Origin of the sequence: Verrucosispora sp. NA02020 (genome assembly GCF_013364215.1) — a bacterium.
Classification (GTDB): domain Bacteria; phylum Actinomycetota; class Actinomycetes; order Mycobacteriales; family Micromonosporaceae; genus Micromonospora.
This window is the reverse complement of sequence record NZ_CP054923.1, coordinates 854,647-868,616: the sequence shown is the minus strand read 5'-3', so window position 1 is coordinate 868,616 and position 13,970 is coordinate 854,647. Positions and strand designations below refer to the sequence as shown.

The following is a 13,970-nucleotide window of genomic DNA, read 5'->3' as shown; positions in this document are numbered from 1 at the left end:
CGGGTCAGTCGTCCTCCTCCGGGTCCTGGTTCGCCTCGGCACCGAGCACGAAGGCCTGCATGGCCAACTCGTCACCGGAGGGCGAGACGAAGGCGGGCAGCTCCCGGGGGCCCAGCTCCTGCACGTACGCCCAGAACAGCCGGACCGCCTCGGCCGGCGAGTCCGCCTCGATCGGCAGGTCCAGGCTGACCAGCCAGGTCTGCCGCTGCGGCGCCGGGCCGAGCCGGTCGGCCAACTCGCGGAACGTGACCGGGTCGAGCGCGGTGACCGGCCCGTCGAGGGCCAGCGTCTCCGCCGGCACCGGCTCGTCGAAGGCCCGCCGGGTGTACGTGACCACCAGCGCGTCGGGCCCCCGGTCGGACTGCGGGTCCTCCGGGTCGTCGGGAACGGGACCGGTCGGCACCGCGACCCGACCCAGCGCCACCAGTCGGGGCGGCTCGTCGGCCAGCACCGCGACCTGGTCGCCCGGGCCGGGCAGGAGGCGGTCGTCCAGGCCGGTCAGCTCCAGCGTGTCGTGGTGCACGAGGCGCTCGGCGTCGTACCTGCCGGGCGGCAGCAGCACCGCCCAGGCTCCGGGGCCCTCCGCGTGGCTCGCGCCGCTGCGCCGGTGCGCGGTGTCGGTCGTCATGTCCTCATCTCATCACGTTCGCCCGGGTCGCCACGACGTGGCAGCCCGCCAGGTGATCGTCGACCATTCCGGTGGCCTGCATCAGCGCGTACGCCGTGGTCGGGCCGACGAACCGGAAGCCCCGCCGCTTGAGCGCCTTGGCCATGGCGGCGGAGGCGTCGGTCGACGCCGGCACCCCGGTCGACGCGGTGGGACGGTCCCGACCGGCGGCCGGCGCGAACGACCAGAGCAGCGCGGACAGCCCCTCCGGCAGTTCCAGCGCGGCTCGCGCGTTCGCGATCGCCGCCTCGATCTTGGCGCGGTTGCGGACGATGCCCGCGTCGGCCAACAGCCGCGCCACGTCGGCCTCGCCGTACCCGGCGACCGCCTCGATCCGGAAGTCGTCGAAGGCCGTCCGGAACGCCGGACGCTTCCGCAGGATCGTCAACCAGGACAGCCCGGACTGGAACGCCTCCAGCGTCATCCGTTCGAAGAGCGCATCGTCGCCACGCAGCGGGCGACCCCACTCGGTGTCGTGGTAGACCGCGTAGTCGGGCGTACTCGCCCCCCAGGCGCAGCGGGCCAGCCCGTCGGCACCGATCACCAGTTCAGTCACGGCCCCGAGGCTACGTCGCGGGTGTGACCGTCGCGGGTGTGACCGTCGCGGGTGTGACCGTCGCGGCCCGGAGGATCGGCCGCAGCGAGGTACTGATTGACCCTCGGGAGCAGGTAGCACATGTGCTACAGTGCCCGTATGCATGAGGTCGGGCTGCGGGAGATGCGGCAGAACGCCAGCGACCTGGTGCGTCGGGCGCAGGCGGGCGAACGTGTGACGATCACCGTCGCTGGCCGACCGGCAGCCGTGCTCGGCCCGGTCAGTCCTCGCACCTGGCGCGAGTGGGACGACCTCGCCGGCGTGTTCGACCAGCCCACGGACCCAGGGTGGGCGGGCGATCGGGACCTGCTCGACGACGCCATCACCGATCCATGGGTCGAGCGGTGAGTCGCGGCATCCTCGACACCAGCATCCTCATCGCCACCGACGTGACCCCGATTCCCGGCGAGCTGGCCATCAGCATCGCCAGCCTCGCCGAACTCCAGTTCGGTGTCCTGGTCGCGAAGACCGCCGAGGCGAGGGCGCTCCGGTTGGCACGGTTGAGTGCCATCCAACGTCGATTTGATCCACTTCCCATCGACGAAGTGATCGCCGATAGCTACGCGCGGCTGGCCGCACGTGTCGTCGAGACCGGCCGCCAGCCGCGAGCGAGGGTGATGGACCTGCTCATCGCGGCAACTGCACACGCCCATGACGCCGCCGTGTACACCCGCAACGCCGAGGATCTCGCAGGGCTCGAAGACCTCATCACGATCCACACGATCTGATCCACGCGCCGCCCACTGACGAGGAAGCTCGTGGTGCTCGCGGGTCTGCCCAAAACGGAACAGATCGAGCGCCCACCCCGCCGCCGGACACCGTGAGGCGGCTCAGCGTTCGGCGGGATGCACCGGGTCAGGGTATGCGGCCCTGCTCGACCTGACGGGCGAACCTGCGCAGCGCCTGGGTGAGGCTGAACTTCGAGCCGGGCCAGAGCACCGGCCAGGCCGCCCGACCGGCGGTGCCGCCGGGCAGGTGGAACCACTCGTGCCAGACCACCTGGGTCCGCCCGCCCGCCAACGGGGTGCAGCGCAGCACGCCGGGACCGCGCAGCAGGGTGCCGCAGTGCACCACGCCGATCTCGTACGGCGCGTCCACCCGGACGACCCGCATCTTGTCCCGCAGCACCGCCGGGCCGAGCGCGGTGACCGCCTCGACCAGGCTGCCCTCGCCGCCGTCGCCCTCGACCACCCGTACGCGGGTGAACGGGATCCAGTCGGACTGCCGTTCCCAGGCGAGCAGGGCCGCGAAGACCTTCTCGGCCGGGGCGTCGACGATCACGGTCGCGGTGACCTCACCTGCGCCCGGCTGGGCCGCCTGGCGCAGATCGTCCTGCCCCTCCGGATCGCTCACGCCGACTCCGAGCGGACCACGGGTCCGCGTGGCTCGGATTCCGGCGCGTCGTCGTCCGACGTGCGGCCCTCTGCCTCGACCGACGACGCGCCCTGACGGTCGCCGGTCGGCGTAGCGCCCTGGCCGTCGGTCGCGGCGTCGTCCCGGCCGCCGGTCGGCGCGGTCGCCGCTGCGGTGGTCGGCGGCGGCGCGGTCGTCGCGGGGGCGGTCGGCGGCGCATCCTCGGCGGTCGGTCCCGCGAAGGTGGCGGTGCGGGGCGCGGCGGTGCCGGACGTGGCGGCGGTGCCACCGGGTGAGGGGGCGCTCGCCGGAGTGACGGAGATGTCGGACGGTGCCGCAGAGACGGTGACGTCGGAGACGGGCGGGGTGGAGGTGTCGGAGACCGCCGAGCTGGTGTCGGCGGCCGGGCCGGTGGCCAGGCCGGCGGACTGCTCGCGGGCGCGCCGCAGGGCGTCGGCCTCGGCCGTCCGCCCGTCGCGCAACGCGGTCACCTCTGCCTCCAGCACCCCGATCAGCTCGGTCTTGTAACCGATGTCGTACGCCGCCCGGCGCAGCGCCTGGTCGACCTGGGCCATTCGATATCCGCGCAACGCGGTGTCGAAACGCACCTCGCTCACATCCGACTCGCGCAGCGGACGGTCACCGGGCAGCGGCACCGCCCGCCCGTCCGCCTCGACCGGCACCAGGCCGGGATCCCGGCCGGTGACCAGCACCGTCACCCCGAACACCACCGCCGCGACGGCGACCGCCACGACCAGCAGGAGCAGAAGCTGACCCATACCACTGATCGTGGCATGTCGACGGCCCCGGAGCGACCCCACCCGGCGCGCCGTACCGGACGATGCCCGTGACCTGGCACCGGATAGCGTCGTGGAGGTCGGCCGGGTGACCCTCCGGCGGCGTGCGGCGATCAAGGAGGCGGCGTGGCCGGGGAGCTTCGGCTCGGTGGACGGACGTTCGGCCCCGACGAGCTGGTGGTGATGGCGATCGTCAACCGCACCCCGGACTCCTTCTTCGACCGGGGCGCGACGTTCGAGGCGGACAGTGCGCTGCGGGCGGTGGCCCGCGCCGTGGACGAGGGCGCGCAGATCGTCGACATCGGCGGGGTGAAGGCGGGGCCGGGTGCCGAGGTGGACGTGGCCGAGGAGATCCGGCGGACGGTGGACACCATCGCCGCCGTCCGGGCCGCCTTCCCGGACGTGGTGATCTCCATCGACACCTGGCGGGCCGAGGTGGCGGTGGAGGCGGTGGCCGCCGGGGCGGACCTGCTCAACGACACCTGGTCGGGTGCGGACCCGGCGCTGGCCCGGGTCGCCGCGGCGACCGGGGCCGGGCTGGTCTGCTCGCACGCCGGTGGGTTGAGTCCGCGGACCAGGCCGCACCGGGCGGCCTTCGACGACGTGGTGGTCGACGTCGTGTCGACGGTGACCGGGCTCGCCGAGCGGGCGGTGTCCCTCGGGGTACGCCCCGACGGCATCCTGATCGACCCGGCCCACGACTTCGGCAAGAACACCCGGCACTCGTTGGAGATCACCCGACGGCTCGGTGAGCTGGCCGAGACCGGGTGGCCGCTGCTGGTGGCCCTGTCGAACAAGGACTTCGTCGGCGAGACGCTGGACCTGCCGGTCGCCGAGCGGCTGGAGGGGACGCTCGCCGCCACGGCGGTCTCCGCCTGGCTGGGTGCCCGGGTATTCCGGGCCCACCAGGTCCTTCAGACCCGCCGCGTACTCGACATGGTGGCGTCCATCCGGGGTACCCGCCCGCCCACGCTCACCCGGCGTGGGCTGGCCTGACCGCGATCAGGTCCAGTCGAGGATCCGGCGACGCCAGGCGTAGAGCAGGCCGAGCGCGAGGACGGCCACGAAGATCGCCATCTCCACGACCGTGACCAGGCCGAAGCCGGGCCGGTCGAAGACCACCGCCCAGGGGAAGAGGAACACCGCCTCGACCGCGAAGAGCACGTACAGGTAGGCGTAGACGTAGTACCGGATCTGCATCTGCGCCCAGTCGCCGCCGACCGGGTCGACACCGCACTCGTAGTTGGCCCGTTTGCCGGGCGGGTCCGCCGGGCGGGCCGGGCGCAGCACCCGGTTGGCCGAGAAGGCGACGACGAGGAAGAGGACGCCGGCGAGCAGCAACAGCCCGAGCGTCGCGTACGAGCCCAGGTAACCGGTCACGATCGGTCAGCCTACCGGCGGGAGGCGTCGGCGGGCCGGGTCAATCCCTGGTGGTCCGCCCGGATTGGGCGGTGATCTGGATTACGGCGTGCCGGGCGAAACCCCCCAAGGGGTCGCATAAACCCCCACATTCCAGTCCCAGTCGGCGGACCTCCGGGGCAGGCGGGGGCTCGATCCGACGTAGGCTCTGGGTGAGGAATGACAGGCGGGCCGGACCTTCGCGGACGGCCGGTGCAGCGGCGCGTCAAGGAGGTCTCGTGGCCGGGCAAGGCGAGGTCACCATCCCACTCAGCCGAGCGGGCCACGCACGACGGAGCGGGGTACGGCCGTGAGCAAGCAGATCCGCCAACTGGAGCGGGTGGTCATCCGGTTCGCCGGCGACTCCGGCGACGGCATGCAGCTGACCGGTGACCGGTTCACCTCGGAGACCGCGCAGTTGGGCAACGACATCTCCACGCTGCCCAACTTCCCGGCCGAGATCCGGGCACCCGCCGGCACCCTGCCGGGCGTGTCGAGCTTCCAGGTGCACTTCGCCGAGTACGACATCCTCACGCCCGGCGACGCGCCGAACGTGCTGGTGGCGATGAACCCGGCGGCGCTCAAGGCCAACCTCGCCGACCTGCCGCGCGGGGCCGACATCATCGTCAACACCGACGAGTTCACCAAGCGCAACCTGGCCAAGGTCGGGTATGCGAGCAGCCCGCTCGACGACGACAGCCTCGACGCGTACGCGGTGCACCCGGTGGCGTTGACCTCGATGACGATCGGCGCGCTGGCCGATCAGGACGTGTCCAAGAAGGACGCCGAGCGGGCCAAGAACATGTTCGCTCTCGGGCTGCTGAGCTGGATGTACTCCCGCCCGTACTCCTCGACGCTGCGGTTCCTGGAGCGCAAGTTCGCCAAGCGCCCCGAACTGGTCGCCGCCAACATCGCCGCCTTCAAGGCGGGCTGGAACTTCGGCGAGACCACCGAGGACTTCGCCGTCCGGTACGAGGTCAAGCCGGCCAAGATGCCGTCCGGGACGTACCGCAACATCACCGGCAACGCCGCGCTCTCGCTCGGTCTCGTCGCCGCCGGGGTCCGCTCCGGCCTGCCGGTGTTCCTCGGGGCGTATCCGATCACCCCGGCCTCGGACATCCTGCACGAGCTGAGCAAGCACAAGCGGTTCGGCGTCACCACCATGCAGGCCGAGGACGAGATCGCGGCGATCGGCGCGGCGCTGGGCGCCTCGTACGGCGGCGCGCTCGGGGTGACCACCACCAGCGGTCCCGGTGTCGCGCTGAAGGGCGAGACGATCTCGCTCGCGGTGGCACTGGAGCTGCCGCTGGTCATCGTCGACGTGCAGCGGGCCGGGCCGTCCACCGGTATGCCGACCAAGACCGAGCAGGCCGACCTGAACATGGCGTTGTTCGGACGCCACGGCGAGGCGCCGGTCGCGGTGATCGCGCCGAAGTCCCCGTCGGACTGCTTCCACGCGGCCCTGGAGGCGGCGCGGATCGCGTTGACCTACCGCACGCCGGTGATCCTGTTGTCGGACAACTACGTCGCCAACGGCTCCGAGCCGTGGCTGCTGCCCGAGGTGGATTCCCTGCCCGACCTGCGGGTCGAGTTCGCCACCGCGCCGAACGGTGAGGACGGCACCACCTTCCTGCCCTACCTCCGCGATCCGCAGACGCTGGCCCGCCCGTGGGCGGTGCCCGGCACCCCGGGCCTGGAGCACCGGATCGGCGGGCTGGAGAAGGCCGACAAGACCGGCGACATCTCGTACGACCCGACGAACCACGACTTCATGGTGCGGACCCGGGCGGCCCGGATCGAGACCATCCCGGTTCCGGACGTCGAGGTCGAGGACCCGGACGGCGACGCCCGGGTGCTGGTGCTCGGTTGGGGCTCCACGTACGGCCCGATCGGTGCCGCCTGCCGCGCGCTGCGTCAGCGCGGGCTGCCGGTGGCCCAGGCGCACCTGCGCCACCTCGCGCCGATGCCGGCGAACCTGGGCACGGTGCTCGGCGCGTACGACCGGGTGGTCATCCCCGAGATGAATCTCGGCCAGCTCGCCCACGTGATCCGGGCCCGCTACCTGGTCGACGCGATCGGCTACAACCAGGTCCGCGGCCTGCCGTTCACCGCCGCCGAGCTGGAGTCGATGCTGGAAGAGGTCCTGAAGAATGTCTGAGCCCGTCGCGCTGAAGCTCACCGCCAAGGACTTCAAGTCCGACCAGGAGGTGCGCTGGTGCCCCGGCTGCGGTGACTACGCGATCCTCGCGGCCGTCCAGCAGTTCATGCCGGAGCTGAACATCCCCCGGGAGAACATCGTCTTCGTCTCGGGCATCGGCTGCTCGTCGCGCTTCCCGTACTACATGAACACCTACGGGATGCACTCGATCCACGGGCGCGCCCCGGCGATCGCGAGTGGCCTGTCGGTCTCCCGTCCGGACCTGTCGGTCTGGGTGGTCACCGGTGACGGTGACGCGCTCTCCATCGGCGGCAACCACCTGATCCACGCGCTGCGCCGCAACGTCAACCTCAAGATCCTGCTGTTCAACAATCGGATCTACGGTCTGACCAAGGGGCAGTACTCGCCGACCTCCGAGGTCGGCAAGATCACGAAGTCGACGCCGGTCGGGTCGGCGGACGCGCCGTTCAACCCGCTGTCGCTGGCGCTCGGCGCGGAGGCGACCTTCGTCGGCCGCACCATCGACTCGGACCGCAAGCACCTCCAGTCGGTGCTGCGGGCTGCGGCCGAGCACGAGGGTTCGGCCTTCGTGGAGATCTACCAGAACTGCAACATCTTCAACGACGGCGCGTTCGAGCAGCTCAAGGACCCGGGCGTCCGGGACGACCACCTGATCCGGCTGGAGCACGGTCAGCCGATCACGTTCGGCAAGGACGGGCAGTTCTGCGTGGTGCACCCGCCGCGCGGCTTCGGCCTGGAGGTCCGCGAGACGGCGTCCACCCCGGCGGAGGACATCGTGGTGCACGACGCCACGGTCGACGACCCGGCGTACGCCTTCGCGCTGTCCCGGCTTCCCGGCTTCGACCTGCGCAACACCCCGATCGGGGTGTTCCGGTCGGTGCGCCGGCCGTCGTACGACAGCGTGGTCCAGGCGCAACTGGACGAGGCCCGTGCCTCGGTCACCGAGACTCCGGAGCAGCAGCTCGCCGGCCTGCTGGGCAGCGGCGACACCTGGACGATCCTCTGACCCACCGCTTCAGTCGAAACTGCCGGGCCGCTCCCTGAGGGGGCGGCCCGGCAGTTTTCCGTACCAGGTCAGACCGTGGCCGGTACCCAGAGCTCGTCGATGCTCCGCTGCGCCACCGCGAGGCTCTCCTCGTGCAGCGGGATCAGCTCGGACATGGCCGGGACGCTGGACGCCAGGGTCAGCTCGCAGCCGATGAACCTCGGCTCCAGGCCGGTCATCGACAGGCCGTGCGGCAGCCAGGGCGCGGCGTGGTCCCAGCCCTCGCGCGGGGTGCCGGAGCCGTAGCCGCCGCCCCGGGAGGCCAGCACGATGAACTCCCGGCCGCCGAGCAGCCCGGCGCCGGTGGCCGGATCGTACGACAGGCCGGGCGCGATCAGCAGGTCCACCCAGCTCTTCACGCTGCTCGGCGCGCCGTAGTTGTAGAGCGGCAGGCCGAGCAGCACGGTGTCGGCGGCCTGCACCTCGGCGACCACCTGCTCGGTCAGCTCCCAGATCCGGTGCTGCTCCGGGGTGCGCTGGTCGGGCGGCGTGTGCCGGGCCGTCTCGGCGGCCTCGTCGAGGTGCGGCAGCGGCTCCTTGCCGAGGTTGCGATAGGTGATCGTGCCGCCGGGATGCGCGGCCTGCCACGCGGCGGCGGCGCGGGCGGTGAGCCGGCGGCTGACCGACTGCTCTCCCCGGATGCTCGAGTCGATGTGCAACAGGTGCGGCATTGGCTAACCCCTCACAGATGGTTTGTGTAGCACCAACTATTTATAGCAGGCCAATGTTTCGCCGTGGGGGGTAAACTCGGTCACATGACTGCCGGGCCGGCCGAGCACAGGGAGCGCCGTTCCGGCGCCCTGCTCGAATTCCTGGCCCGCCGGATGCGGCTGCGCTCGGAGTCGGTGCTGGCACCGCTCGGTCTGCGCCCCCGGCACCTGGTCGCGCTCACCGTGCTGCGGGAGGCCGGCGAGATGAGTCAGCAGGCGTTGGCGGGCAGCCTGCAACTCGACGGCACGAACGTGGTGGGGCTGCTCAACGACCTGGAAACGGCGGAGCTCGTCGAGCGTCGCCGCTCCCCCGAGGACCGCCGTCGACACGTGGTCAGCCTCACCGAGCACGGGACCAGGCGGCTCAACGAGGCCGAGTGCGCCCTGGCCGGAGCCGAGGACGACGTGCTCGCCGCACTCGACCCCGCCGAGCGGGACACGCTCTACGACCTGCTGCGGCGGGCCAGCAGCGGCGGGCCGGCGACCTGCACGGAGGCCATCCGGGACAACCCCGACGTCCTCTGCTGACCCGGGTCGGCGATCAGGGCAGGGTGTTGGCGGTGGGACGGTCGTCGCGGACGTGGACCAGCATGTCGCCGGTCTCCACCACCGCACCCGCCTGGTCGGCCAGGGTGACCACCTTGCCGCGCCGCACCAGGGCGATCACCAGGGACTCCAGTTCGCGCGGGTTCCGGCCCACCTCGTTGCGCTCCGCCGACCGCATGGCCAGCGCCATCCCCTGACCGGGCGTCAGCAGGTCCTCGACCACGTCGATCAGCGGTGGCGCGGAGGTCGACAGGCCCAGCAGACGCCCGGCGGTCGCCGACGAGACGATGACGTGGTGCGCCCCGCTCTGCTTGAGCAGCGGCGCGTTCTCCGCCTCCCGCGCGGCGGCGATGATCCGGACCTGACCGGCGGTGAGCTGCCGTACGGTCAGGGCCACCAGCACCGAGGCGTCGTCGCTGTCGGTCGCGATGATCACCGCCTTGGCGGTTCGCACATGCGCCTGGTTGAGCACCGAGGATCGGGTGGCGGAGCCCTCGATGGCGACCAGCCCGTTCGTGGTGGCCTGCCGCAGCGCCGCGCCGTTGCGTTCCACCACGACGATCCGGGACTTCTCGAACCCGTTCTCCAGCAGCGCCGAGACCGCACTACGGCCCTTGGTGCCGTAGCCGCAGATGATGACGTGATCCTTCACTTTTCTCTCCCACCGGTGCAGGCGGCGGCCGGTCCGGTACTGCTCGGTCAGGACTTCGAGGGTGGTGCCGACCAGGATGATCAGGAACAGCACCCGAGCCGGCGTGATGAACAGGACGTTGATCAGCCGCGCCGAGTCGCTGACCGGGGTGATGTCGCCGTACCCGGTGGTGGAGAGCGAGACGACCACGTAGTAGAAGCAGTCGAGGAGCGTGATGCCGTCCTCGTTGACGTCCCGGTACCCGTCGCGGTCGAGGTAGACCACCGTCACCACGGCGAGCACCAGTCCGACGGCGGCGGCCAGCCGCATACTCAACGCGCTGAGCGGGCCCCGCCGCTGCGCGGGAAAGTGGATCACCGCGGGGCCTGGCCAGACTCGGTCGACTGCACGCCCACAAGATAGCCCCTGCCCGCCGATTCGCACGGCGGGGTGGCGCAGCGAGGGGCGGCGCGGCGGGCGGCGGCCCGGCATGATGGGAACGGTCAGCGCAGACCGGCGAGAGTGAGGTCCCGGCATGACGTTGCTGCGACGGGTGATCGGTGCGGTCCTGCGCCGCCAGCGCCAACGACAGCGCCGCACGCTGCGCGAGGTGGCCGAGGCCGCCGGCGTGTCGGTGCCCTATCTCTCCGAGGTCGAGCGGGGGCGCAAGGAAGCCTCCTCCGAGGTGCTCGGCGCCGTCTCCCGGGCGCTCGGCCTTCCGCTCTCCGACCTGCTCGGAGAGGTACGCGACGAGCTGCGCCGGGTCGAGCGGCCCGCCCCGACCACCCCCCAGGGCAGTTACGTCCCGGCCGTCCGGGGTGGCGGCCCCACCGCCTCCGTCCCGCGCGGCACGGACGGCTTCGCCCACCCGGTCGCGCAGTTCGGCGGCATCGGGTTCGGCAGCACCCTGATCGACACCGCGTCCCTCGGCACCGGCCTGGCCGGCGGGCTCCAGGGCAGCGGCGGGTCGGCGACGGTCGGCGGGTACACGCGGCTGGGCGGCGACTTCGCCCCCGGTGGCGCCGCCGGTGGCGGTGTCGTTGCTGGCGGTGTCGTCGCCGGTGGTGTCGCTGCCGGACCGGCCGGCGGATTCGGCTTCAATGGCGGTCTTCGCATCATCGTCTTCGGCGACACCGCCGAGGCCGACGCGGGAGCCCACGGCCCTGACCAGGCCACGGCCGAACCGGCAGGACGTCACCTGCAACCACTGTCGAGCTGATCCGCCCACGCCCTCAGGCTCGTCGGCGCGGCACCGACGAGGTCGCCGTCTGTCCCGCCCCGGCTGCTCGCCGGGGACCTGGTGGCGGCCGGGGCGTGGTCACGGCCGGGCCGACCAGCAGGACGGTGACCGCCGGAGCCGTTCTGCCGTGGGCGGATCTGCCCCGGGCAGAAGTGCTGGGGAACGGCCACCCGACCGGCGCACGCTGGACGGGCCGGTTCCCGGGCGGCGGAGGTCGCCACCGGCGGGTGGAGGTGGACGAGATGGTCACGATGCTGGACGACGGTCAGCGGTCCTTCGGCGACCAGGTGTACGAGCGGCTGCTGCGGGAGCGGATCGTCTTTCTCGGCAGCGAGGTGACCGACGAGGTCGCCAACCGGATCAACGCCCAGATGCTGCTGCTCGCGGCGGAGGACCCGGACCGGGACATCCATCTGTACATCAACTCGCCGGGCGGCTCGGTGAGCGCGGGACTGGCGATCTACGACACGATGCGCTTCGTCCGCAACGACGTGGCGACGCTGGCGCTGGGCCTGGCCGCCTCGATGGGCCAGTTCCTGCTCTGCGCGGGTGCCGCCGGCAAGCGGTACGCGCTGCCGCACACCCGGGTGGTGATGCATCAGCCGCACGGCGGCTTCGGCGGCACGGTCAGCGACATCACCATCCAGGCGGAGAACATGCTGCACGTCAAGCGGACCATGCTGGAGTTGATCGCCCAGCACAGCGGGCGTCCGCTGGACGAGATCCAACGTGACTGGGACCGGGACCGCTGGTTCACCGCCGACGAGGCCCGCGAGTACGGCCTGATCGACCAGGTGGTCCGCGCCGCCACCGACCTCCCGACGCCCCTGACCGCCGGCTAGCGGCCACGCCGACTGGCGGAAAGGGTGACTACGCCTGCTGGCGGGCGTCGTAGCGGGCGCGGGCGGCCTCCACCTCGGCGAGGTGGTCCGTCGCCCAGGATTCCAGGCCGGCGACCAGTGACCGCAGGTCGTGCCCCAGGTCGGTGAGCTCGTAGTCGACCCGGGGCGGGACGGTGGCGTGCACGGTGCGGGTGACCAGGCCGTCGCGTTCCAGGCCGCGCAGGGTCTGGGTGAGCATCTTCTGGCTCACCCCGTCGATCCGCTGGGCCAGCTCGCCATACCTTTTGGGGCCGTTCGCGAGGGTCAGCACCACCAGGACGCTCCACCGGTCCCCGATCCGGTCGAGGACCTGTCGGCTGCCGCACTTCCGGTCGTACAGGTCGGGTTCCACGCTATTACTCTCCATCAGGATGTGGCGCACTTCAAGGTGCCTACTCTCCAACGGGAAGTGGTCGGGCGATCTTCCGGTTGCCTCCGACGTCAGGCAGTTTCCGTGGAGGGAGCAGGATCCATGTCCATCGTCGTCACCGGTGCCACCGGGCACCTCGGCCGGCTCATCGTCACCTCGCTGCTGGATCGGGGCGTACCGGCCGGGCAGATCGTGGCGCTCGGCCGGGAGACCGCCCGCCTCGCCGACCTGGCCGGGCGTGGCGTCACCGTCCGGCAGGCGGACTACGACGATCCCGAGTCGCTGCGGACCGCGTTCGCCGGTGCCGAGAAGCTGATGTTCGTCTCCGGCAGCGAGGTGGGCCGACGGGTGGCGCAGCACCGCAACGTGGTCACCGCTGCCAGGGAGGCCGAGGTCGGGCTGGTCGTCTACACCAGCATCCCGAAGGCCGACACGTCCAGCCTGATCCTCGCCACCGAGCACCGCGCCACCGAGCAGGAGATCGTCGCCTCCGGGCTGCCGTACGTCCTGCTGCGCAACGGCTGGTACCTGGAGAACTATCTCCCGCAGGTGCCGACGTACCTGGAGCACGGGGTGGCGGGTGCGGCGGGTGAGGGCCGGATCAGCGCCGCCGCCCGCGCGGACTTCGCGGAGGCCGCCGCCGTGGTGCTGACCGGCGAGGGGCACACCAACCGGGTGTACGAGCTGGGTGGTCCGGCGTTCACCCTGGGCGAGCTGGCCGCCGAGGTGTCCCGGCAGAGCGGCCGGGAGGTGGGTTACCTCGACCTGCCGGTGGAGAAGTACGTGGAGGTGCTGGTCGGCGCCGGACTGCCGCAGGGGTTCGCGGAGGTGCTGGCCGACGGCGACCGGGGTGCCGCCGAGGGTGAGCTGTACGTCGAGGGCGACGACCTGGCCAGGCTGATCGGACGACCGCCGGTGACCCTCGCCGAGGCGATCCGCACCGCGCTCTGACCCACGGACGGCCCGTCGCCCTTGGTGGCGGCGGGCCGTTGTCCTTGTCGGTGGCGGGCCGTTGTCCTTGGTGGCGGGCTTCCGTCCGCGGTGACGTGGGCTCGTCGCCGGTGGCGGACGGAGCGTTGTCACAGGGGCGGGTTAGCGTCGCGGAATGGCACAAACAACGGGGGAACGAGTGACGTCGGGGCGGACGGTGGCGCAGAAGATGGGCGTCAAGCCGGGCAGCCGGGCCTATCTGGACGCGGCGCCCGCCTCGGCGGTCGAGGCGCTGCGGCTGCCCGAGCTGGCGGTCGCCGACATCCTGGCCGGGGAGTTCGACTACCTGCACCTCTTCGTCACCACGCAGGAGGAGATGCGGCACCGTTTCCCGGTGCTGCGGGAGCACCTGCGCCGGGGCGGAATGCTGTGGCTCTCCTGGCCGAAGGGCGGCCGACTCGGCTCCGACCTGGAGCTCAAGAGCGTGATCCGGATCGGCTACGACTTCGGGCTGGTCGAGAGCACCTGCCTGCGGGTGGACGAGGTGTGGGCCGGCCTGAAGTTCACCCACCCCAAGCCGGGCAAGGTCTACCGCAACAGTTACGGCACCCCGCCCGGCTCCTGACGG

General features: G+C 71.8%; 17 protein-coding genes and 1 pseudogene. 10 read left to right on the top strand and 8 right to left on the bottom strand.

Going from position 1 to position 13,970, the window contains the following annotated elements:
* Positions 1-4: 4 nt before the first annotated feature.
* Complete coding sequence (locus HUT12_RS03625) at positions 5-628, bottom strand: hypothetical protein (protein ID WP_131056288.1); 624 nt, start codon at positions 626-628, stop codon at positions 5-7.
* A gap of 4 nt (positions 629-632) precedes the next feature.
* Positions 633-1,223, bottom strand: coding sequence for a DNA-3-methyladenine glycosylase I (locus HUT12_RS03620; protein WP_176092469.1), 591 nt, complete (start codon positions 1,221-1,223; stop codon positions 633-635).
* A gap of 138 nt (positions 1,224-1,361) precedes the next feature.
* On the opposite strand from HUT12_RS03620, the gene HUT12_RS03615 reads away from it, so the two are divergent.
* Both HUT12_RS03615 and HUT12_RS03610 read left to right on the top strand, forming a co-directional pair.
* The gene (locus HUT12_RS03615; RefSeq protein ID WP_131056284.1) at positions 1,362-1,610 is read left to right on the top strand and encodes a type II toxin-antitoxin system Phd/YefM family antitoxin; all 249 of its coding nucleotides are present in this window, start codon (positions 1,362-1,364) and stop codon (positions 1,608-1,610) included.
* Complete coding sequence (locus HUT12_RS03610; RefSeq protein WP_176092468.1) at positions 1,607-1,990, top strand: PIN domain-containing protein; 384 nt, start codon at positions 1,607-1,609, stop codon at positions 1,988-1,990. The genes HUT12_RS03615 and HUT12_RS03610 overlap by 4 nt, the downstream gene beginning before the upstream one ends.
* A gap of 127 nt (positions 1,991-2,117) precedes the next feature.
* On the opposite strand, the gene HUT12_RS03605 is transcribed toward HUT12_RS03610, so the two are convergent.
* Together HUT12_RS03605 and HUT12_RS33325 are read right to left on the bottom strand one after the other, a co-directional pair.
* On the bottom strand, positions 2,118-2,615 hold the full coding sequence (locus HUT12_RS03605) for an SRPBCC family protein (RefSeq protein WP_176092467.1): 498 nt from the start codon (positions 2,613-2,615) through the stop codon (positions 2,118-2,120).
* A gap of 419 nt (positions 2,616-3,034) precedes the next feature.
* Positions 3,035-3,394, bottom strand: a pseudogene (locus HUT12_RS33325) (DivIVA domain-containing protein); the annotation flags it as partial.
* 144 nt (positions 3,395-3,538) lie between these two features.
* Here HUT12_RS33325 and folP point away from each other — a divergent pair.
* Complete coding sequence (gene folP, locus HUT12_RS03595; RefSeq protein ID WP_176092466.1) at positions 3,539-4,408, top strand: dihydropteroate synthase; 870 nt, start codon at positions 3,539-3,541, stop codon at positions 4,406-4,408.
* A 6-nt stretch (positions 4,409-4,414) separates the two neighbouring features.
* On the opposite strand, the gene HUT12_RS03590 is transcribed toward folP, so the two are convergent.
* Positions 4,415-4,792: an NADH-quinone oxidoreductase subunit A gene (locus HUT12_RS03590; RefSeq protein ID WP_131052015.1), complete on the bottom strand. Its 378-nt coding sequence runs from the start codon at positions 4,790-4,792 to the stop codon at positions 4,415-4,417.
* Between the two features lie 328 nt (positions 4,793-5,120).
* Between HUT12_RS03590 and HUT12_RS03585 the strand changes: the two genes are divergently transcribed.
* Both HUT12_RS03585 and HUT12_RS03580 read left to right on the top strand, forming a co-directional pair.
* The gene (locus HUT12_RS03585) at positions 5,121-6,968 is read left to right on the top strand and encodes a 2-oxoacid:acceptor oxidoreductase subunit alpha (RefSeq protein WP_131052014.1); all 1,848 of its coding nucleotides are present in this window, start codon (positions 5,121-5,123) and stop codon (positions 6,966-6,968) included.
* Entirely contained in the window at positions 6,961-7,995 is a 1,035-nt protein-coding gene (locus HUT12_RS03580) for a 2-oxoacid:ferredoxin oxidoreductase subunit beta (protein ID WP_131052013.1), read from the top strand. The genes HUT12_RS03585 and HUT12_RS03580 overlap by 8 nt, the downstream gene beginning before the upstream one ends.
* A gap of 68 nt (positions 7,996-8,063) precedes the next feature.
* Here HUT12_RS03580 and HUT12_RS03575 read toward each other — a convergent pair whose 3' ends face one another.
* Positions 8,064-8,705 (bottom strand): FMN-dependent NADH-azoreductase, encoded by a 642-nt coding sequence (locus tag HUT12_RS03575; protein WP_176092465.1) that lies wholly within the window; start codon positions 8,703-8,705, stop codon positions 8,064-8,066.
* An 84-nt stretch (positions 8,706-8,789) separates the two neighbouring features.
* On the opposite strand from HUT12_RS03575, the gene HUT12_RS03570 reads away from it, so the two are divergent.
* A complete protein-coding gene (locus tag HUT12_RS03570) occupies positions 8,790-9,272 on the top strand; it encodes a MarR family winged helix-turn-helix transcriptional regulator (RefSeq protein ID WP_131052011.1) in 483 nt (160 codons plus the stop codon).
* A 13-nt stretch (positions 9,273-9,285) separates the two neighbouring features.
* On the opposite strand, the gene HUT12_RS03565 is transcribed toward HUT12_RS03570, so the two are convergent.
* Positions 9,286-10,299 (bottom strand): TrkA family potassium uptake protein, encoded by a 1,014-nt coding sequence (locus HUT12_RS03565; protein ID WP_131052010.1) that lies wholly within the window; start codon positions 10,297-10,299, stop codon positions 9,286-9,288.
* A 157-nt stretch (positions 10,300-10,456) separates the two neighbouring features.
* Between HUT12_RS03565 and HUT12_RS33320 the strand changes: the two genes are divergently transcribed.
* Positions 10,457-11,140, top strand: coding sequence for a helix-turn-helix domain-containing protein (locus tag HUT12_RS33320; protein ID WP_368660226.1), 684 nt, complete (start codon positions 10,457-10,459; stop codon positions 11,138-11,140).
* Between the two features lie 263 nt (positions 11,141-11,403).
* Positions 11,404-12,003 carry a ClpP family protease gene (locus HUT12_RS03555; protein ID WP_176092464.1) on the top strand — a complete coding sequence of 200 codons (600 nt, stop codon included), beginning with the start codon at positions 11,404-11,406 and terminating at the stop codon, positions 12,001-12,003.
* A 28-nt stretch (positions 12,004-12,031) separates the two neighbouring features.
* Here the strand turns inward: HUT12_RS03555 and HUT12_RS03550 are convergent, their stop codons facing one another.
* Positions 12,032-12,394, bottom strand: a complete 363-nt coding sequence (locus tag HUT12_RS03550) for a helix-turn-helix domain-containing protein (RefSeq protein ID WP_343232756.1) — start codon at positions 12,392-12,394, stop codon at positions 12,032-12,034.
* Between the two features lie 120 nt (positions 12,395-12,514).
* Between HUT12_RS03550 and HUT12_RS03545 the strand changes: the two genes are divergently transcribed.
* Entirely contained in the window at positions 12,515-13,363 is an 849-nt protein-coding gene (locus HUT12_RS03545) for an SDR family oxidoreductase (protein WP_176092463.1), read from the top strand.
* Between the two features lie 154 nt (positions 13,364-13,517).
* Positions 13,518-13,967 carry a hypothetical protein gene (locus HUT12_RS03540; RefSeq protein WP_217705944.1) on the top strand — a complete coding sequence of 150 codons (450 nt, stop codon included), beginning with the start codon at positions 13,518-13,520 and terminating at the stop codon, positions 13,965-13,967.
* Positions 13,968-13,970 lie beyond the last annotated feature (3 nt).

What these genes read in the sequence shown, in the direction of transcription:
- HUT12_RS03625 (WP_131056288.1), bottom strand. Translation starts at nt 628, where the DNA reads ATGACGACCGACACCGCGCACCGGCGCAGCGGCGCGAGCCACGCGGAG.
- HUT12_RS03615 (WP_131056284.1), top strand. Translation starts at nt 1,362, where the DNA reads ATGCATGAGGTCGGGCTGCGGGAGATGCGGCAGAACGCCAGCGACCTG.
- HUT12_RS03580 (WP_131052013.1), top strand. Translation starts at nt 6,961, where the DNA reads ATGTCTGAGCCCGTCGCGCTGAAGCTCACCGCCAAGGACTTCAAGTCC.
- HUT12_RS03575 (WP_176092465.1), bottom strand. Translation starts at nt 8,705, where the DNA reads ATGCCGCACCTGTTGCACATCGACTCGAGCATCCGGGGAGAGCAGTCG.
- HUT12_RS03570 (WP_131052011.1), top strand. Translation starts at nt 8,790, where the DNA reads ATGACTGCCGGGCCGGCCGAGCACAGGGAGCGCCGTTCCGGCGCCCTG.
- HUT12_RS33320 (WP_368660226.1), top strand. Translation starts at nt 10,457, where the DNA reads ATGACGTTGCTGCGACGGGTGATCGGTGCGGTCCTGCGCCGCCAGCGC.
- HUT12_RS03555 (WP_176092464.1), top strand. Translation starts at nt 11,404, where the DNA reads ATGGTCACGATGCTGGACGACGGTCAGCGGTCCTTCGGCGACCAGGTG.
- HUT12_RS03545 (WP_176092463.1), top strand. Translation starts at nt 12,515, where the DNA reads ATGTCCATCGTCGTCACCGGTGCCACCGGGCACCTCGGCCGGCTCATC.
- HUT12_RS03540 (WP_217705944.1), top strand. Translation starts at nt 13,518, where the DNA reads ATGGCACAAACAACGGGGGAACGAGTGACGTCGGGGCGGACGGTGGCG.